General features: G+C 63.9%; 13 protein-coding genes, 1 pseudogene and 1 riboswitch. Of the genes and pseudogenes, 6 read left to right on the top strand and 8 right to left on the bottom strand.

Translation table 11 applies throughout. The features are described from left to right. Window positions 1-179, bottom strand: a pseudogene (locus FRC98_RS22310) (IS701 family transposase); the annotation flags it as partial. 488 nt (window positions 180-667) lie between these two features. Then, window positions 668-1,990 (bottom strand): IS256 family transposase, encoded by a 1,323-nt coding sequence (locus tag FRC98_RS20180; protein ID WP_146983373.1) that lies wholly within the window; start codon window positions 1,988-1,990, stop codon window positions 668-670. 689 nt (window positions 1,991-2,679) lie between these two features. On the opposite strand from FRC98_RS20180, the gene FRC98_RS20175 reads away from it, so the two are divergent. Genes FRC98_RS20175 through FRC98_RS22265 form a run of 3 tightly spaced genes read left to right on the top strand, consistent with a single transcriptional unit; the run spans window position 2,680 to window position 5,337 of the window. After that, window positions 2,680-4,290 (top strand): amino acid adenylation domain-containing protein, encoded by a 1,611-nt coding sequence (locus FRC98_RS20175; RefSeq protein WP_146983371.1) that lies wholly within the window; start codon window positions 2,680-2,682, stop codon window positions 4,288-4,290. 1 nt (window position 4,291) lies between these two features. Further along, window positions 4,292-5,092, top strand: coding sequence for an AAC(3) family N-acetyltransferase (locus tag FRC98_RS20170; RefSeq protein WP_146983370.1), 801 nt, complete (start codon window positions 4,292-4,294; stop codon window positions 5,090-5,092). Further along, window positions 5,092-5,337 (top strand): phosphopantetheine-binding protein, encoded by a 246-nt coding sequence (locus tag FRC98_RS22265; protein ID WP_146983368.1) that lies wholly within the window; start codon window positions 5,092-5,094, stop codon window positions 5,335-5,337. The genes FRC98_RS20170 and FRC98_RS22265 overlap by 1 nt, the downstream gene beginning before the upstream one ends. On the opposite strand, the gene FRC98_RS22260 is transcribed toward FRC98_RS22265, so the two are convergent. Together FRC98_RS22260 and FRC98_RS20155 are read right to left on the bottom strand one after the other, a co-directional pair. After that, window positions 5,321-5,629 carry a hypothetical protein gene (locus tag FRC98_RS22260; protein WP_370469243.1) on the bottom strand — a complete coding sequence of 103 codons (309 nt, stop codon included), beginning with the start codon at window positions 5,627-5,629 and terminating at the stop codon, window positions 5,321-5,323. The genes FRC98_RS22265 and FRC98_RS22260 overlap by 17 nt on opposite strands. A gap of 64 nt (window positions 5,630-5,693) precedes the next feature. Then, window positions 5,694-7,007, bottom strand: a complete 1,314-nt coding sequence (locus FRC98_RS20155; protein ID WP_146983367.1) for a DUF4910 domain-containing protein — start codon at window positions 7,005-7,007, stop codon at window positions 5,694-5,696. Between the two features lie 274 nt (window positions 7,008-7,281). On the opposite strand from FRC98_RS20155, the gene FRC98_RS21875 reads away from it, so the two are divergent. Further along, window positions 7,282-10,029, top strand: a complete 2,748-nt coding sequence (locus tag FRC98_RS21875) for a pre-peptidase C-terminal domain-containing protein (protein ID WP_230467851.1) — start codon at window positions 7,282-7,284, stop codon at window positions 10,027-10,029. A gap of 434 nt (window positions 10,030-10,463) precedes the next feature. After that, window positions 10,464-11,603, top strand: coding sequence for a hypothetical protein (locus tag FRC98_RS20145; RefSeq protein WP_146983365.1), 1,140 nt, complete (start codon window positions 10,464-10,466; stop codon window positions 11,601-11,603). A 106-nt stretch (window positions 11,604-11,709) separates the two neighbouring features. On the opposite strand, the gene FRC98_RS20140 is transcribed toward FRC98_RS20145, so the two are convergent. Further along, window positions 11,710-12,048 carry a hypothetical protein gene (locus tag FRC98_RS20140; protein WP_146983364.1) on the bottom strand — a complete coding sequence of 113 codons (339 nt, stop codon included), beginning with the start codon at window positions 12,046-12,048 and terminating at the stop codon, window positions 11,710-11,712. Window positions 12,049-12,246: 198 nt separating this feature from the next. Here FRC98_RS20140 and FRC98_RS20135 point away from each other — a divergent pair, with 198 nt between their 5' ends. After that, entirely contained in the window at window positions 12,247-14,706 is a 2,460-nt protein-coding gene (locus FRC98_RS20135; RefSeq protein WP_146983362.1) for a PPC domain-containing protein, read from the top strand. Window positions 14,707-14,867: 161 nt separating this feature from the next. Here the strand turns inward: FRC98_RS20135 and FRC98_RS20130 are convergent, their stop codons facing one another. The 3 genes from FRC98_RS20130 to tenA all read right to left on the bottom strand — a co-directional run bounded on the left by FRC98_RS20130 (window position 14,868) and on the right by tenA (window position 17,927). Beyond that, window positions 14,868-15,224 carry a putative signal transducing protein gene (locus tag FRC98_RS20130; protein WP_146983360.1) on the bottom strand — a complete coding sequence of 119 codons (357 nt, stop codon included), beginning with the start codon at window positions 15,222-15,224 and terminating at the stop codon, window positions 14,868-14,870. A gap of 150 nt (window positions 15,225-15,374) precedes the next feature. Next, window positions 15,375-16,859, bottom strand: a complete 1,485-nt coding sequence (locus FRC98_RS20125) for a hypothetical protein (RefSeq protein WP_146983359.1) — start codon at window positions 16,857-16,859, stop codon at window positions 15,375-15,377. A 372-nt stretch (window positions 16,860-17,231) separates the two neighbouring features. Beyond that, the gene (gene tenA / locus FRC98_RS20120) at window positions 17,232-17,927 is read right to left on the bottom strand and encodes a thiaminase II (protein ID WP_146983357.1); all 696 of its coding nucleotides are present in this window, start codon (window positions 17,925-17,927) and stop codon (window positions 17,232-17,234) included. Between the two features lie 74 nt (window positions 17,928-18,001). After that, window positions 18,002-18,103, bottom strand: a riboswitch (TPP riboswitch). Between the last annotated feature and the right edge of the window lie 500 nt (window positions 18,104-18,603).

Raw genomic sequence — 18,603 nt, 5'->3', positions numbered from 1 at the left:
GGCGTCGCGGCCAGTTGAATCCCCGCCGGCTGATGGGTCTTTCGTTTGGCCGTCGACAGCCGCGCCTCAACGCACGCCCCGAGGTTGGCCCTGAGCGGCTTGCCCGAACAGTCGCCGAAGACGAAATCGCAGAAGGATTCGAGATCTGCGCACGAGGATGTGAAGTTTGAAATGTCCATAAGCGCGTTAGATCAGGCTTCGACCAGGGCCGCAATCAAAATCGGAAGAATCAATCAAGCAGTATTAAGTGGTTGGGTGGTTGTGAGGCATCGAGGTGTGCGACGTGGGTCGATTCGTGTGCGCCATCGGGGTTCACGGAACAACTCCAGGGGGTTTGTCCGTCTTTTGGACGGTTCGAGGTCGCGTTCGAGATCGAGGTCGAGGTCGCGGTCGCGGTCGCGGTCGCGGTCGAGTACCAGCACGAGCCCGATCAGACCACCTTACATACCCCAAACGGGGCGTCGAGGGGGTCAAAAAAGGCACATCCTACCTCTCGGCTTGGCGTCGAGGGGGTCAAAAAAGGCACCTCCTGCCTCTCGGCTGGACGTCGACGGGGTCAAAAAAGGCACATCCTACCTCTCGGCTTGGCGTCGAGGGGGTCAGAAGCCGCTCGCGAAGGGGCTGGCGGGGTGTGCAAGCAATTTCGTGTACGACCCTTCGACTCTTCTTAACTATCTGCGCGGCCTTCCCACGGAACGTAGTTTGGAACACGGTCTTGAAACGTCAGTTCAAGCTCAGAGCGAATGGCAGCCCAGTCGCTGCGGGGTAGCTTGAATCCGTCGTGAATCTCACGCAGCTTCAGGGTAATCAGACGCAGAGCACTGTCGTGATTGGGGAAGCTGCTCTTGGTTTTGGTGACTTTGCGTATCTGGCGGTGGAGGTTTTCGACCATGTTTGTGGTGTAGACCAACCGCCGCAATGCGTAGCCGTAGGTCCACAAGTTCTCCAGGTGAGGCAGGGCATTTTTCCACACATCGCAGAGGTGGGGCTCTTTTCGACGCCACTTCTCCTGGAGTTGTTGCAGCGCAAACTTCGCTGCTTCGAAGGAGACGGCCTGATAGATAGCGCGTACATCGGCGGAGGCCTCCTGGCGTAGTTTGCTGGGCACATAGCGCATGCTGTTGCGAATCAGATGCACCACGCAACGCTGGAAGCGAGTCTGCGGGAAATTCGTGGCCACGGCCTGCTCCATCCCGCTGAGGCCGTCGGCGCAGAGGATGAAAATGTCCTCCACTCCTCGCCGCTTCAGGTCGAGCAACACTTGATGCCAGAAGCTCGCGCTCTCCGATTTCTGCCCTTCGCCGGCCATCCAGACCCCGAGAATCTGGCGGATTCCCTCGCAGTTGTAACCTACTGCCGTGTAGACCGCGGTGCGCTCAACCCCGCTCTCGTGGCGTGTATTTACATAGAGGGCGTCGACAAAAATACAGGGCCAGACTGCCTCCAAAGGACGGTTTCGCCACGCAATAAGCTCCGGCTCAACCCTGGCCACCACCCGGCTCACCAGGCCGTCGTCGACCTCGATATTGTAGAGTTCCTCAACATGACGGTGAATGTCTCGCTGCGACATACCACTGGTGTAAAGTGAGAGAATCTGCCCGGCGATAGTCTCGCTGAGCTGCCCGTGCTTGGGCACAACCCGGGGCAAAAAACTGCCTTCCCGGTCCCGCGGCACCGAGATGGGCACCTCCCCAAATTGCGTTTTTAAGACCTTGCTTCCATAACCATTTCGCCGGTTGCCAAAGCGCAGAGCCTCACTCTCGCGCTCCCCCCGTCCGTAGCCCAGATGATGCTCCTGCTCGGCCTCCAACATGAGCTCCACGAACCTTCCCAACAGCTCTGACATCGGCGAAGAGCTCACGACCTGACCCAGCGTCATCTGCTCTCTGGCAGCCTCACGGGCCATCGGCCTTAACAACTCCTCAAGCGCTTCGGGGAGCATCCGTTCATCAGCAGTTCTTCGGCGACCGCCACGGCGTTTCTTCGTCATGACCAACTCCAAAAATTGACCAGCTTTGGATTAGAACACGCCGTACACAGAAAGTCTTACACTCCCGGCTGGCGAGGGCGTCGACGGGGTCGCCAGACGCCCGGCAAACGCAAACCCCGGCGGTCCTCACGAACCTCCCCACCCCGCAAACCCGAGCGCCCCACAACCACCTGACCACCCAACCACACAACCACAAACCGCACCCCACCCAGACGCCCTCACGAACCTCCCCACCCCGCAAACCCGAGCGCCCCACAACCACCCAACCACCCAACCACCCAACCACCCAACCACAAACCGCACCCCACCCAGACGCCCTCACGAACCTCCCCACCCCGCAAACCCGAGCGCCCCACAACCACCCAACCACCCAACCACCCAACCACCCAACCACAAACCGCACCCCACCCAGACGCCCTCACGAACCTCCCCACCCCGCAAACCCGAGCGCCCCACAACCACCCAACCACACAACCACCTAACCACATCCCGCACGCCCCCCAACCCGAGCGCATCCAGGGCTTCGATAGCAAGGAGGCAGGGATGAAGCTGTAGCAGCGCTACCGCGAATCCCTGACGACGCAGCTAGCGGAGTCCTGGGGCGCTCGGCACTTTCCCCTCGACACATCCCTTCCGATGCCCACCTTTAACCTCGCCACCGCACCACACCCATCACCCCGGGGGGGAAGATGCCGTCGATCATCGAATCCATTATCCGCACCGCCACCGCTGCGCCCGATCACCCCGCGCTCGTCCTCGGCGAGTCGCAATGGAGTTATGGCGAGCTCCTCGCGGAGCTGAGCCGCATCGCCTGCGCCATCTTAAGCGCCGCGCCCTCCGAAGGCCCCGGTGTCGTTGGCATCGCCGGCGAATCGAGCTTGAGCGCTCACACAGGCATCCTCGCGAGCTGGGCCGCCGGCGCGGCCTACACCCCACTCAACCCGCATCACCCCCTCAACCGCCGCCTGGACATCACCCGCCGCGCCCGCCTGCACACCCTCGTCGTCGGCCCTGATGCGCTCGACGACCTCGACGCCTTTCTCACCCTGGCCCCGCGCCCGCTCACCGTGGTGATGCCCGAGCTCGACGCCCAGGCCACCCTGGTCGCCGCCCACCCCCGCCATCATTTTATGTTTAAGGGCGACCTCCCCGACGTCCCCCTCCCCGACGCCCCCCTCCCCGACGCCTGGCGCCACACCGAGGCCGGGGAGCTGGCCTACCTGCTCTTCACCTCCGGCAGCACCGGAGAGCCCAAGGGCGTGCCCATCACCCACGCCAACGCCCGCGCCTACCTGGAGCATGCCTCCCAGGCCTGGCCGCTCAGCCCCGAAGACCGCGTCTCACGCACCTTCGATCTGACCTTCGACCTCTCCATCCACGATCTTCTGACCACCTTCAGCGCCGGCGCCACCCTCTACCCGCTCACTCGCCGCGACCGCCTCTCACCGGGGCGCTTTATCCTGCATCACCGCCTCACCCGCTTCTTCTGTGTGCCCACCCTGGCCGCGGCCATGGCGCGTCACGGGCAGCTCCGCGAGGGCGCCCTCGACACGCTGAGCACCGTGCTCTTCTGCGGCGAAGCCCTGCCTTTAGCTACCGCCCGCGCCTTTGCCCGGGCCGCCCCGCAGGCCAACCTCTTCAACCTCTACGGCCCCACCGAGGCCACCATCGCCATCTGCGCTCACCCCCTCGACGGGGCCGCGCTTGAGGCCACCGACGGCCTCGCTCCGCTCGGCCGGCCCTTCCCCGACCATGAGGCCGTCGTCGTCGACCCCTCCGGCACCCCTTTACCTTCGGGTGAGCCCGGAGAGCTCTGGCTGCGCGGCCCCCAGGTCTTCTCCGGCTACTGGGAAGACGCCGAGCGCACCGCTCTGGCCTTCGCCCACAACGCCGCCGACCCCACCCGCGCCTTCTACCGCACCGGCGACCGCGTCATCGCCGAGCCCGGCGGCCTCCTGCACTTCATCGGCCGCGTCGACGACCAGCTCAAACTGCGCGGCCACCGCGTGGAGCCCGCCGAGGTCGAGGCCGCCCTCTCCCGCGCGCTCGGCCACAGCCAGCTCGCAAGCCTCCCCTGGCCCCCGCCTCCGGAGCCCCCCGACCACCTCGTGGCCCTCTTTGCGCACGCCAGCGAGCTCACCCCCTCCGAGGAGCAGGCCCTGCGCCGCCGCCTCGAAGACGAGCTCCCCCCCTATATGGTCCCCGAGCGTTTCGTGGCGCTCCCCACCCTGCCAATCAACTCCAACGGCAAACTCGACCGCCGCGCCCTGGCCCTCTACCTCAAATCTCTGGAGCGCTGATATGGCCACCTACGCCCTCACCGATCTTCTGCGCGCGCTGCGCACCCTTCATAAAGAGCCCCCGCGCCTCGTCTTTGTGCACAGCTCCCTCTTCCAGCTCGGCCTGCTCCAGGGCGCCACCCCGGCGGCCATCCCCGAGCTGATCTACGAGACGCTGCGCGAACATCTCGGCCCTCAGGCCACCATCGCCGTGCCCACCTTCAACTTCGGCTTCTGCCGCGGCGAGCTCTTCGACCGCACCTCTACACCCTCCCGGCAGATGGGCGCACTGGCGGAGTTTGTGCGCACGCTCCCTCACGCGCGTCGCTCGGCGCACCCCATGCAATCGATCGCCGCGGTCGGCCCCCTGGCCGCCGCGCTGACCGCCCCCGACACCGCCGGCGCCTTTGAGCGCGGCGGCAGCTTCGACACCCTCATCGAGTACGACGCTCAGATCCTCACCCTGGGCTGCGGCCTGGAGCGCGTCAGCCTGGTCCACTGGGCCGAGGAGCGCGTGGGCGTCCCCTACCGCGCCTGGAAGTCGTTTTGCTCGCCATACCGCAGCGCGGGCGTCGCCCGCATGCGCACCTACAAGATGTACGCCCGCGACCTCTCCTTAGGCCTGCAGGCCAACATCACCCCGCTCACCGCCGCCCTCACCCACAACCGCCAACTTCACCAGCACCGCCTCGGCGCCGCGCACCTCACCAGCGTCTCCAGCCGCGACTTCGTCAACACCGCCATCGCGCTCCTGGAGGCCAACCCCTGGGCGCTCGTCACCCACAGCGGCACCGACGGCTCCCTCTCTCCCGGAGGCCTCTGATGCAACCCCCTCAGGCTCGCCAGCTTATCCTGGATCTTCTCCACGCCCCCCTGACCCGCGCCGGCCAGACGCCCCACGATCAGCTCGACCTGATTGACGCCGGCATCCTCGACTCCATCGCCTTCCTCGAACTCCTCAGCACACTACAAGATCGCAGCGGCACTCCCATTGATCTTCTCCAGGTCGACCCGGCCTCCCTCACCACCATCGCCTCCCTCGTCGCCCTCCTCACCACCCCCGAATAAAAAAACCTCCACCACGCACCCGAAGTCGCTCCGAACACAAGGCCGAGATCGAGGTCGAGCCCGAGGTCGAAGTCGAGGTCGAGGTCGAGGTCGAGGTCGAGGTCGAGGTCGAGGTCGAGGTCGAGGTCGAGGTCGAGTACCAGATCGAGGTCGAGGTCGAGGTCGAGGTCGAGGTCGAGGTCGAGGTCGAGGTCGAGGTCGAGGTCGAGGTCGAGTACCAGATCGAGTACCAGCACCAGCTCGAGTACGAGTACGAGTACGAGTACGAGTACCAGATCAAAATCAAAATCAAATACCAGTTCGAGGTCGACCTCGAGCGCCAGCCCCAGCACGAGCCCCCACCCCGCCACAAGCCCTCACTCCCCAAACGCCTCTCTCCCCCTACTCCCCTCCCCGTCCCCCTCGCACACCCTCACCAGCAGCCCCTCCCGCTCCAGGGTCTGCAAGAGCGGCACGCACTCCCACGCCGGCAACTCCACCGCTTCGGCCAGCCCCACCAGATCGAGGCTCCCGTCGGCATACGCCAGCAGGTTGCGCATCGCTTTGACCCGCCGGTCGCGACGCCCCCCGTCCCGCGTGCTCAACGTCGGGTGCAACCCGCGCCTGCCCAGCTGCGGCTCACACAGCACCGTGGTGCGCCAGCGCGCGTTATGCTCCAGCACCTCAATCGCGCGTTGATGCGCCTGGTAGGCTCCCTCCAACCCCTTGGCCGAGATCACCGAAAGATCGTCGAGCGAGGTGTGGTACTCCGGGTAGGTGTGAAACTTCGAGCGCATCATCAGCGCCACCGGCAGGTCGATGCCCACCGCGCCGTACTGCCGCTCATCGCTCCCCCGATCCAGAAAACTGTAGGCGTCAAAATGCCCGGCGTGATGCTTGAGCACATGCCGCGCCACCCGGTCGGCCAGCGTATCGCCCCGACGGCTGGGCAGATACGAATAGGTGCGCTCATCGCCCACACACGTCACCACAAAACCGGCGATCGTGCGCCGCCGCATCTCCTCGGCATGCCGACTCAAGTACACAATCGAACCGATCGTCTCCGGCACAAACACCACCCGGTAGCTCAGCTGACGCCGCTCGGAGAGCAACCACCTCGCCAGCGCCGCCGTCACCACCGGACCCGAGAGCTCGTTATTCGCCATCGATGGGTGGCACACATAAGTCGAGAGCAGCACCTCTCGCCGCGACTCCCCCTCGATCAGAAGCTCCCCGTAGGTCAGACTCCCCGCCTCCAGCGTGCTGTCGATCACCACATGAAAGGGCCCCTCCCCCAACGCCTGGCGCTGACGATGCGTCAAGCAAAACCCCCAGCGCCGCTCATAAAACGAGGTCACATAAGGGATCGCATCAGGCTGCGACGCAATTGAATAGAGATGTCCCTCCAACTCCTCGCGGCTCATCCACCGATCCACCGGCTCCGAATACCCCACCACGTGCAGGTTATGATCGGCAAAATCCACCAGCACCCGCCCCCGGGCATCGGCAATAAATCCCCCGCGAATGTTCCACTCCGGCGGCACCTCCCAGTCAAACGCCCGCGTTCCGCTGGGAACCTCCACCAGCTGCATCCCCGGCAACATGTTTTGAAGATATCTCAGCGTCTGGCGCGTCCCCTCCCCGGTCAAACTCCGGCAGAGCGGGTAGAGCTGCCTGGCCCACTGATACATCTCCTCGCCCGCTGACTCGACAATGCGCTCCGGTGGTTCTGACACATGCCCCCCCATTGATCAGACACTTAAACAGCTAACCGCATTAAACCTAAGCCGCCCCCTCACCACAGCAACCCGCCTACAGGCACATACCCCGTTGGACTTTTCTCAACGCGTATGGCAGCTTACCGCCACTTTTCCAGGCGATTTTTGCCCCCCTGACGCGCACCTGTTCTTGCGCGCCGGCTAACCTGAATAGCGATGCGGGCCCTCTCTGCCCGCCGGAGTCCCCATGAACCCCACCTTAATCCCGTCTACCACACGCCTCGGCCGCGCCCTGCTCGCGCTCAGCCTCATCTTCACCCTGGCTGCCTGCGGCACCGACGACGTCCCCGCCAACACCAACCCCGACACCGACATCGAGACCGACGCCGGCGACACGGGCACCGACACGCAAGATCCCGACGCAGAAGATCCCGACGCAGAAGATCCCGACGCAGCAGATCCCGACGCAGAAGATCCCGACGCAGAAGATCCCGACGCAGAAGATCCCGACGCAGAAGATCCCGACGCAGAAGATCCCGACGCAGAAGATCCTGACGCAGAAGATCCCGACGCAGAAGATCCCTTCTGCGGCGACGACATCGCCAATACCGACGAAGAAGAGTGCGACGGCGCTGACCTCGCCGACGAGACCTGCGAAACACTCGGCTTCGACGGCGGCACCCTCGGCTGCTCCGACACCTGCGGTTTCGACACCTCCGCTTGCACCATCGACCCCGTCTGCGGCGACGACGCCGTCAACACCGATGAAGAAGCCTGCGACGGCTCCGACCTCGCCGACGAGACCTGCGAAACGCTCGGCTTCGACGGCGGCACCCTCGGCTGCTCCGACACCTGCGGTCTCGACACCTCCGCTTGCACCATCGACCCCGTCTGCGGCGACGACGCCGTCAACACCGATGAAGAAGCCTGCGACGGCACAGACCTCGCCGGCGAAACCTGCGAAAGCCTCGGCTTCGACGGCGGCACCCTCGGATGCTCCGACACCTGCGGCTTTGACACCTCCGCATGCACCACCAACCCCGTCTGCGGCGACGACACCGTCAACACCGACGAAGAAGTCTGCGACGGCGCCGACCTCGGCGGCCAGACCTGCGAAAGCCTCGGCTTCGACGGCGGCACCCTCGGATGCTCCGACACCTGCGGCTTTGACACCTCCGCTTGCACCACCAACCCCGTCTGCGGCGACGACACCGTCAACACCGACGAAGAAGTCTGCGACGGCGCCGACTTCGGCGGCCAGACCTGCGAAAGCCTCGGCTTCGACGGCGGCACCCTCGGCTGCTCCGAGACCTGCGACGTCGACACCTCCGCATGCACCACCAACCCCGTCTGCGGCGACGACACCGTCAACACCGACGAAGAAGTCTGCGACGGCACCGACCTCGGCGGCCAGACCTGCGAAAGCCTCGGATTCGACGGCGGCACACTCGCCTGCTCCGACACCTGCGGCTTCGACACCTCCGCTTGCACCAGCACGCCCTTTGTTTGCGCCGACTTCGAGGGCCCTGAATCCAACGACACCCTTGAGACCGCCACCTCCGTCGACATGAGCAACCTGCCCGTCCAGGACGCCATCTGCGGAAGCGACGAGGTCGACGTCTACACCTTCAACGCCACCGTCGAGTGCAATGCCGACGTCGTCTTCACCTTCGGAGAAGGCGACGACGTTCACGACGTCTACCTCTACAACGTCTACGGCGAACTGCTTTCCTTCGACGAGTCCGACGCCACCACCAAAACCTTGAGCACCGCCACCTCCGTCAATGGCGACCCGCGCACCACCGGCTTCTACGCGGTGCTCTTCGCCCGCGAAGGCAGCGAAAACAGCTACGAAATCGACTTCCAGAACGTCGTCTGCGATCCGGTGGCCGTCTGCCCGGCCGACGACCGCTACGAGAGCAACGACACCCTGGCGACCTCTACCCCCATCGACTTCCGCACCATCCTCGACGCCTCGATCTGCAGCGACGATGTTGACTACTACACCATCAGCCTGCCCCTGGGCTGCCAGGTCACCGCGCAGATGCAGCCGGAGAGCGGCCAGGACTTCGATCTGACCCTGAGCACCGCCACCCGCCAGCTCGACAGCAGCCAGAGCGGCTCCGGCCAGGTCGACGCGGTGCAGGGCGGCGCCAACACCAGCTCCTACTACCTGCGCGTGGAGCCCTTCGGCGGCGCGACCGGCGCCTACACGCTGGCCACCGATGTCCTGGACATCACCTGCGCCGACGCCCCCACCTGCCCCACCGACGACGCCTTTGTCGGCAACACCACCCTTGATACTGCCTACGCCCTCGAAGGCCCCTCGGCCATCCTCGACGGCGCCATCTGCACCCCCGACGACGACTTCTACAAGATCTTCGTCCCGGAAGGTTGCAAGCTCGACAGCACCCTGGAGTTCACCCACGCCGACGGCGACCTCGATCTTTTCCTCTACAACACCGCAGGCTCCCTCGACACCTCCAGCACCGGCGCCACCGACACCGAGCTCGTCTCCACCGGCGTCGTCACCGACGGTGGCGTCTACCGCCTGGCCGTCAGCGGCTACAACGGCGCCACCAACACCTACCGCCTGCGCAACACCATCACCTGCGCCGACCCCGTCGACCGCCTCAGCTGCCCGGCCGACGACGTCTTCGCGCCCAACGCCTCCTCTTCCAGCGCCATCGCCATCCTCCCCAACAACGCCATTGATGGCGTCATCTGCCGAGCCGATGACGAGCCCTTCAGCTCGGACTTCTACCGCATCGAAGTCTTCTCCAGCGGCACCCTCACCGCCACCCTCTCCTTCCTCAACGAGATCGGAGATCTCGACCTGACCCTCTTCGACAGCGCCCTCTCCTCGCTGGACATCTCACTCGCTTCCGATGTCGATGAAGAGAACGTCAGCGCCAGCGTCACCCCCGGCACCTACTACCTGGAGGTCCTCGGCTACGGAAACGGCGCCTACAACCTGGAGACCTCCTTCCAGTAAGGCCACACCCACGCACCACCCCACCCGGGCGGTGCGCATTATCCGCACCATGAAAAAAGCCGGCGCCCCTCACAGGGCGCCGGCTTTTTTCATGGTCTCATCTCCCCCCTCACCAGCGTCTTTACGACACCGTGAGCAGATGGTGATGCCACTGGCTACGAGCTCGAAAGGAACGCGGGCAAGGCGCAACACTTATGGCGAGGCGTTCATCCCCACAGCTTCGCAACGATACACGCGATGCTCGCGATGCCGCAGACCAACGCGACGCCAACGCGCTCTCACGGCACAATACGCGCTCATCCCGACATGCTCTTTCTAACGACTGAGCCGAACTCAACTCTTTTGTGAATATGTGCTGCCGTCCCGACGTCACAACCACACACCGCAAGGAATTCACATCGCACCGCATCGATCACTCTTGATGGAGCCTCTCTATGTTTGGCTTGCACGCTCATAACCTCACTCGCAGCACCCGCATCTCACTCGTCTGTTTACTGACACTATCCCTTGCTGCATGCAGTGGCGACGACCTCCCGGCCTCCGATACCTCCGACACAGGCAACGTCAGCGACGCCGATCCCAACACAGACGCCGACACTGCGGACACCGACCCCGGCACAGACGCCGGCAACGACGCCGATACTGCGGACACCGCTCCCGGCGTAGACGCAGACACCGACACCGACGCTGCTGACACCGACCCGCCCGACGAAGATCCCTTCTGCGGCGACAACCTCATCAACGCCGCCGGCGAAGTCTGCGACGGCACAGCCCTGGGCGACCTGACGTGCGCCTCACTCGGATTCGATGGCGGCGAGCTTGGCTGTTCCGAGACCTGCACCCTTGATACCTCGGGCTGTACCCGAGACCCCGTCTGCGGCGACGATAGCGTTAACCAGCCTGGCGAGGACTGCGACGGCAGTGACTTCGCTGGCGAGACCTGTGTCTCTCTCGGATGGGATGGAGGCGAACTCAGTTGCACGACCAACTGCGAGCTCGACCAATCGGAGTGCATCACCAACCCCTACTGCGGCGACGGAGAAGTTAACCAGCCCTCCGAGATCTGCGACCTTCAGGCGTTCGACGGCGAATCCTGCGAAACTCAGGGGTTTGATGAAGGTTGGCTCACCTGCAGCGACACCTGCGACGCGATCGACACGTCCAACTGCGTCCTGCTCCCCCCTCCTATCGACTGCGCCGCGTTTGAAGGCCCCGAACCCAACAACTCCATCGATCAAGCCGTCGCTATCGCTTCGGGAGACTTCCCCGTTCAAGACGCCTTCTGCGGAGGCGACGAGGTTGAGGTCTTTACCTTTAACGTCCCCGAAAACTGTTCCGCCGACCTTGTTCTGACCTTCTCACCCACCACCGACTTTCCCATGGTCACCCTGGCGACCGTCAGCGGCAATTTTCTCACAATAGATTTCCCCGACCAGGCGACCCATACCATCACGATTTCCCCGGCCGCTTCTCCAAACCCACGGCCGGAAACCCTCGCCATCGCCATGCAATATTTGCTCGCCGATCAATACGAGATTCACTACGAGATTGACCTGCAAAATCTGTCCTGCTGACACGCTGTCAGCGCTGCCCCCCACCCGGGCGGCGCGCGTTATCTACACCCGAAAAAGCCGGCGCCCCTCACAGGGCGCCGGCTTTTTCATACGTCACAACCTCCCCTCACTCCCCCGCCGCGCCCCCCTCTCCCATTGGCGCCACCCCGTCGGGCTTCCCATCGCCCAGACACCCGCAGATCTTGCCCTCCTCATTGATCCAGTCGCCATAGGCGTGCCCGCTGTGGCCGCGCTCCCGGCAGCAGCTCGCGCACGCCTTATCGTCCTCAAGGCCCTCGCACTCCGGGTAGTAGGCCTTTTCCATATCGGCCAGCTCGTTGAACGCCCCCACCCCCAGAAAAGCCGCCCCGCCGCAGCACAGCAGGCTCAACACTGCGGTCACGCCCAGCACGATCAGCACGATCTTCAACGTCTTTTTAGTATCTTCCGGTTGCTGAGTCTCCATCGCATCTCTCCTCGTCATCGCTCACCACACCACCGTTTTGGCCCTACATGGCCACACATTGGACATCGATAAAAAAATATGAAAAGGTGCCCGCCTTTCTCGCCACCGCCGACGCTCAACCGCCATCTAAGCGGCTGAAAACATGAGCAAATCGGCACTTGACCTGGAACCTCCGTACGCCCGCTGCTGGAGTATTGTATGCACCCCAACCTCCCTCACACATCGTCGCCGCGCAAGCCCCTGGGCCTCTCGATGCTCGCCATCTTCTTCGCCCTGGCCCTGAGCGCCTGCGGCACCGATGACGACGTCCGCCCCGACATCGACACCGACATCATCGACGAGACCGACGCCGGCGAAGACACCGACCCCGGTGAAGATGCCGACGCGGACACCGATCCGGTTGACGACGCCGGAGAAGATACCGACATCGATCCCGGCCCCACCTGCGGCGATGACCTCATGGAGGGCGAAGAGGCCTGCGACGGCTCCGACTTCGGCGGCGAAACCTGCACCACCCAGGGCTTCGACGGCGGCGAACTCGGCTGCTCCACTTCCTGCGAGATCGACACCACCGCGTGTTTTAACGAAGTCCCCAAAACATGCGGCGACGACGAACTCAATCAAGAAACCGAAGCCTGCGACGGCGCAGACCTCGGCGAAGAGACCTGCATCACCCAGGGCTTCGACGGCGGCGAGCTCGGTTGCTCCGAGAGCTGCGGCTTCGACACCTCCGGCTGCTTCTTCGACCCCATCTGCGGCGACGACGAAGTCAACACCGACGACGAAACCTGCGACGGCGCAGACCTCAACGGTGAGACCTGCATCACTCAGGGCTTTGATGGCGGCATCCTCGGCTGCTCCGACACCTGCGGCTTCGACACCTCCGCATGCACCATCGACCCGGTCTGCGGTGATGACGCCGTCAACACCGACGAAGAAGCCTGCGACGGCGCTGACCTCGCTGGCGAAACCTGCATCACTCAGGGCTTTGATGGCGGCACCCTCGGCTGCTCCGACACCTGCGGCTTCGACACCTCTGCCTGCACCATGAACCCGGTCTGCGGCGACGCCGAAGTCAACCAGTCCTCCGAAGAGTGCGACGGCGCAGACCTCAACGGCGAGACCTGCATCACCCAGGGCTTCGACGGCGGCTCCTTGAGCTGCAACACCTCCTGTGGTTTCGACACCTCCGCATGCACCATCGACGCCGTCTGCGGCGACGCCGAAGTCAACCAGTCCTCCGAAGCGTGCGACGGCATCGACCTCAATGGCGAAACCTGCATCACGCAGGGCTTCGACGGCGGCTCCTTGAGCTGCAACACCTCCTGTGGCTTTGACACCTCCGCATGCACCATGAACCCGGTCTGCGGCGACGCCGAAGTCAACCAGTCCTCCGAATCTTGCGACGGTGCCGACCTCGGCGGCGAGTCCTGCACCTCGCTGGGCTTTGGCGCGGGCACGCTGAGCTGCACCAGCGCCTGTAACTTCGACACCAGCGGCTGCGGTCCCATCTGCGCCGATGCCGACAATGGCGAACCCAACGACACCTTCGCCCAGGCCACCGCCCTGACCGCCGGCGTGAGCTACGACGCCGCCATCTGCGCCGGCGACGTCGATCACTTCACCATCGACGTCGCGGTCGGTTGCTCCATCGACGCCGACCTCATCATCACCGGGTCGGGCTTCACATCCAGCCAGGACATCGACCTGGAGCTCAGCACCCAGAACAAGCGCCTCACGAAGAGCGCCTCCGGCGGCAACTTCCCTGAAGACGTCACCGGCTCGGCCTCCACCAGCCGCTACTACCTGAGCGTGGAGCCTTACCAGGACGCCAGCACCGCCTACACCCTCACCGCCGACGCCATCAGCTGCCCGGCCGCCCCGAGCTGCCCCACCGACGACATCTTCGAGCCCAACGACAACCACCTCGCAAGCTACGCGCTCGAAGGTCCCCTGGCCTACCTCGACGCCGCCCTCTGTGTGGCCGGTACCGACGACTGGTACGAGGTCTACGTGCAGGAAGGCTGCACGCTGGATGTCGACCTCACCTTCAACCACGAAGCCGGCGATCTGGATCTGCGCCTTTACGCTCCTAACTCCACGGCCACCAGCAGTCTGGTATTTAGTTTGTCATCGACCGACAACGAAGCCCTCAGCTACGTCGCCACCCAATCCGGCGCCTACATGATCAAAGTCGACGGCTGGAACGATGCCACCAACACCTACGGCTTCCGCGCCGAGGTCACCTGCCCGGCCAACCTGGAGCTGAGCTGCCCGGCCGACGACATCTTCGCGCCCAACCACAGCACCTCCACCGCGGTGAGCATCGCCCCCACCGACTCCGTCGACGCCATCCTCTGCGGGGAACGGGGCGTCTTCGGAATCACGAACCACTCCGACTTCTACCAGGTCGAAGTCCCCGAGACCGGTGACCTCACCGTCACCCTCGTCTCGCACTACCCCCTGGGTGACCTCAACGTCGCGCTCCTTGATGCGGCTGGCGAGCGCGTGCGCACCACCGACTCGCTGCAAACCTACAGCGAGAGCTTCACTGAGTTCGACATCGCCCCGGGCACCTACACCCTGGAGGTCTACGGCAACACCTCCGTCGAGTACGGCAAGTACAACCTGCGCACCGAGCTCACCCCGGTGCCCTGATGTTCTGCCAACATCAAAGGGTCTGAGTCATCAGACCTGAACGCAAAAAGGCCGCGCATCCGCGCGGCCTTTTTTTGTTTTCTGCTCATCCCCGGGGCCCCTTACCCCACACCACCCACAAAAAACTCCAGAAATCACAACCACTTACCTGCCAAGAAAAATCAACTTCCCCGCAGGAGTTTTGCGAGCTTCCCGATTACCCCGCCCTTAGCGCCTGCATCCTCATGGCCTCCTTCTGCATCCCCCGCGAAGAGCGCAGCCTCCTCCTCATCCACAAACATTGAATCCTCCAGAAACCCATCGGAGGTATCGCTCAAAAGCGCGTAGGCCCGCTGCGCATCCTCTCGGCGCACGCGCACCTTCACGCCCCCCACTGCGCTGCTGATGCCCCCGTAGGCTGCCACAATCCCCTCATCCTCCAGCGCGCAGGGGATCTGGGCGTCGGCCAGCCGCGTGCGGGCGATGTGGGCGTCGACCTGAGATGCGTAGGCGATGATGACAATCGTGTCGTCGGGCATGTCTTCGTCCTCAACCAGTAGAAGCGTGGCGCGAGCGCACCACCGGGATGCAAAGCACGCCGAACGCCCTGCTATTTCCAACAAGGTGAGTGCTCGCCAATCGTTCGCCTGCCCGCTCCCCCCTTTCGGATCGTTTTATAAATCAAACATTTAAAATCGTTCGATGCTCACAACATCACGCGCGCCGGGGTGTTCGGCCGCGGTCCAGATGCGGTCGTGCGCGCGCTCATAATAGAGATCTTCAGCCCCATAGACCCAGTTCACCGAGGTGTTCTGGCCGCCAGGCCGACCCTTATAGAGCCTGCCCTCGCTGCCATCCTGACTGGATGAGGACACATAAAAATCACCGCCCACGCGCGTCCCTCCCTGGGCGCGGGTTTGACCTACTACAAGCCCCTCGGAGGCAAAGGTGCTCCCCTGGCGAGTTTCCAGAAGACCGGTGTCCGCATCCAGCGGCCAGACCACCATCTTGCCCTGGGCGTGGTCCGAAAAATACTCACCCGTGACCAGCGCCGGCGGATCACTCTGACGATCGAGGCCCACAAAGGCAAAACGCACCCGGCACGACTCCGACGTCAGCCGGTAGCGCGCAATCCGCGGCACGGCAAAGAGATAGCCGTGCGCGTCACTGCGCCCCCCGCTGATGCCAATCGCCTCGGTGTTATCGGTGTGGCTGGGCCGAAACATCCGCCCCAGATCGTAGATCCGCAGCCCCTGCACCGTATCGACCACATAGAGGTAGCGCCCCCACCACACGATGCCCCCGGCGTGCAGGGCGTTGCCGCTATCGTACGACGCGCTCTCAAAGTCGACCTGCCCGCCCTCCTCCACCGGATCGACGAGCAAGAGGTGGCGGTAGCGCACATCACTCAAGTCCGTGATGTCGGCCACGCTGATACGCGCCCCTTTGGTCGGTCGCGCGTCGGTCTTGTGGTACCAGCTCGTCATGATCAGGCGCCGCCCCTGCACAAGCCCCGAGGCATCCGCGTCGCTCGACCCGGTGATGCCCTGCGGATACCAGTAGCTCACATCATCATCGCCGGTGTTCCAGCGAAAGCCTGCGGCTCCGAGCCCGCTCAAACGTGTCTCGGTGGCGCTGCGCACCCCGGCGCGCCCCTGACGATTAAGCGCCCCGAGCACATCGACCATGGTGCGGGCCTGTCCCCCGCCCTCACCGGTCACCCGCGCCAGCAGGCGGTCGGCCAGCGCCTCCCCATCGGCCATCGAATCTTCGAGTGCGAGCTCAAACGCACACCCATTGAGCCCCCGCATCTGCCCTAGCGTGGTCGTCACATTGACCGCATCGCAATCCGGTGCCCCCTCACACGCCCACACCGGCTCCTCGCTCACATCCGGCACATTGCCCGCATCAGGCGCTTCTTCGGCATCGCTTGCGTCGGCCCCACCCTCGGCATCCGCCTCACTGGCATCCCACGCATCGCCAGAATCCCCAACATCTTCAACACCTTGCACACCACCCACATCGCCCGCATCGAGCGCGGCGTCATCCTCCAGCCCCCCGACATCGCGCGCATCCACGCCGCGCCCCGAGAGGTTGCCGGCGTTGCACGCGCTCAACCCCACGAGCGCACCAAACGTCAGACATGCGATGTTTCGTCGATTCACTCGCCACATGCGTCTTCCCCGATCCTCACCTGAACCATCCACCAGACTCGCGCCTCACCGCGCTCACGCTACGACAGGCCCCCCCGGCGAGCAATCCCTCCTGTTGGCCCCGTGCCATCGGATGCATGTCCGTCTCTCGGTCGGTCAAAAACCCGCAATTCTGCGCACTGATGTCCGTCTCTCGGTCGGTCAAAAATCCGCCAATTTTCGCCCTCATGTCCGTCTCTCGGCCGGTCAAAAATCCGCCAATTTTCGCCCTCATGTCCGTCTCTCGGTCGGTCAAAAATCCGCCCCAAAACGAAAAAAACTCCCCGAAGGGAGCTCTTCGCACCGCCGACGCGCCCCCCCCGACGCGCATCGACACACAGCGGATTGAAACGATCAGACCGGCCACTCCTGGTGCTCCCATGCCTGCTGCCAGAACATCCACTCGTAGCGCACGCTGGTCACAAAGGCCTGCACCGCACGCTCCCGCGCCGGCTCATCGGCCGCGTCCGCAAAACGCTGCAGACGGCCCAGAATCTCGTTCATGTACTCATTGAACCCGGGATCCGAATACATCCGCAGCCAGTTGGCGTAGGGATGATCATCCTCAATGGTGCCCAGGCGCTCCAGCAGATGCTGCCCCAACGCGATGTAGAGCCAGGGGCAGGGCGTCAGCGCCCCGACCGCCTCCACCAGCGTGCCGCGGGTCGCCATCGAGATCATATGGTCCTGGTAGGCGCGGTTATTCGGCGTGAGCTCAATCGCCGCAATATCCTCAGGCCCATACCCCAGCTTCTCCCCGTATCCTGCGTGCAACTCCCCCTCGACCACCAGCGCCATGCGCGCGGCGTCCACAAACCACAGCTTATCCACTGGCGAGACACAACGCGTCGAGATCAAACTCGCTGCGTCGGCAAAGGCCTCCAGATAGCGCGCGTCCTGCATCTGGTAAAACTTGAACTTCTCGGCATCCAGCGTCCCCTCAGCCAGCGCCAGCACGAAGGGATGCTCAAACGACGCACCCCACTGGCCGCGCGCGGCCTCCAGACAACGCTTCGCAAAGGGCGGGACATCAAAGGCGGGTGTGCTCATAACTGCTCCTCATCAAAAAAGTGCTGTGAAGAGCCAGGCACGCGGTGCCCCGCCATCGCGTCGATGGACATCATCTTTTTCATGTACAGCCTCCCTACGCCGGTACTAGCCGGATCAGGTCATGAGGGTATTTCTCAGCCTCCTCCACAACGGAAAAGGCACCCCTGGCTCGGTGATGTGCCCACCATACTTCCCTGCACATCAAACGCAACCCCACCACACTTTTTTCACCATCCGAGAGACCGACCATCTCCAGCATTTACGCCCACGATCCTCAGTCATCCCCCCTCCTGACGCCCCTTCTCCCGCACCGGCATGATGCCTCGCCAGACCACCGCCAAACGCTCCCCCTCCCTCGACCATCGCGCCCTCGCCCATCACCGCTCACGTGCCGCGCGTCGCCACCCGCATCCCCACCTACCCCCGACAATTTTCCCAAAATTTTTCGCGTCCCCTGCCCGACCGAGAGACCGACCATCGCAAGATTTTATGCGCCCGATCGCCAATACGGGCTGATGCCCTCCCCTGCCTCCACTCCCAATTGCCCCCTCCACACGCAACATCCGTCTCCACGCCTCGATAACAACCTCAGGAAGGTCACATCACTCTTACCTGGAGACACCAAAATGACTCGTCCCCGGCGTCAAGTTGAAGGTCAAGTCGTTGCTATCACCCG

Source organism: Lujinxingia vulgaris, from assembly GCF_007997015.1.
Lineage (GTDB): Bacteria > Myxococcota_A > Bradymonadia > Bradymonadales > Bradymonadaceae > Lujinxingia > Lujinxingia vulgaris.
This window is presented reverse-complemented; position numbering and strand designations above follow the sequence as displayed.

Bases quoted from the DNA above. Each gene is read 5' to 3' on its own strand.
- FRC98_RS20180 (WP_146983373.1), bottom strand. From the start codon at position 1,990: ATGACGAAGAAACGCCGTGGCGGTCGCCGAAGAACTGCTGATGAACGG.
- FRC98_RS20175 (WP_146983371.1), top strand. From the start codon at position 2,680: ATGCCGTCGATCATCGAATCCATTATCCGCACCGCCACCGCTGCGCCC.
- FRC98_RS20170 (WP_146983370.1), top strand. From the start codon at position 4,292: ATGGCCACCTACGCCCTCACCGATCTTCTGCGCGCGCTGCGCACCCTT.
- FRC98_RS22265 (WP_146983368.1), top strand. From the start codon at position 5,092: ATGCAACCCCCTCAGGCTCGCCAGCTTATCCTGGATCTTCTCCACGCC.
- FRC98_RS20155 (WP_146983367.1), bottom strand. From the start codon at position 7,007: ATGTATCAGTGGGCCAGGCAGCTCTACCCGCTCTGCCGGAGTTTGACC.
- FRC98_RS21875 (WP_230467851.1), top strand. From the start codon at position 7,282: ATGAACCCCACCTTAATCCCGTCTACCACACGCCTCGGCCGCGCCCTG.
- FRC98_RS20145 (WP_146983365.1), top strand. From the start codon at position 10,464: ATGTTTGGCTTGCACGCTCATAACCTCACTCGCAGCACCCGCATCTCA.
- FRC98_RS20140 (WP_146983364.1), bottom strand. From the start codon at position 12,048: ATGGAGACTCAGCAACCGGAAGATACTAAAAAGACGTTGAAGATCGTG.
- FRC98_RS20135 (WP_146983362.1), top strand. From the start codon at position 12,247: ATGCACCCCAACCTCCCTCACACATCGTCGCCGCGCAAGCCCCTGGGC.
- FRC98_RS20130 (WP_146983360.1), bottom strand. From the start codon at position 15,224: ATGCCCGACGACACGATTGTCATCATCGCCTACGCATCTCAGGTCGAC.
- FRC98_RS20125 (WP_146983359.1), bottom strand. From the start codon at position 16,859: ATGTGGCGAGTGAATCGACGAAACATCGCATGTCTGACGTTTGGTGCG.
- tenA (WP_146983357.1), bottom strand. From the start codon at position 17,927: ATGAGCACACCCGCCTTTGATGTCCCGCCCTTTGCGAAGCGTTGTCTG.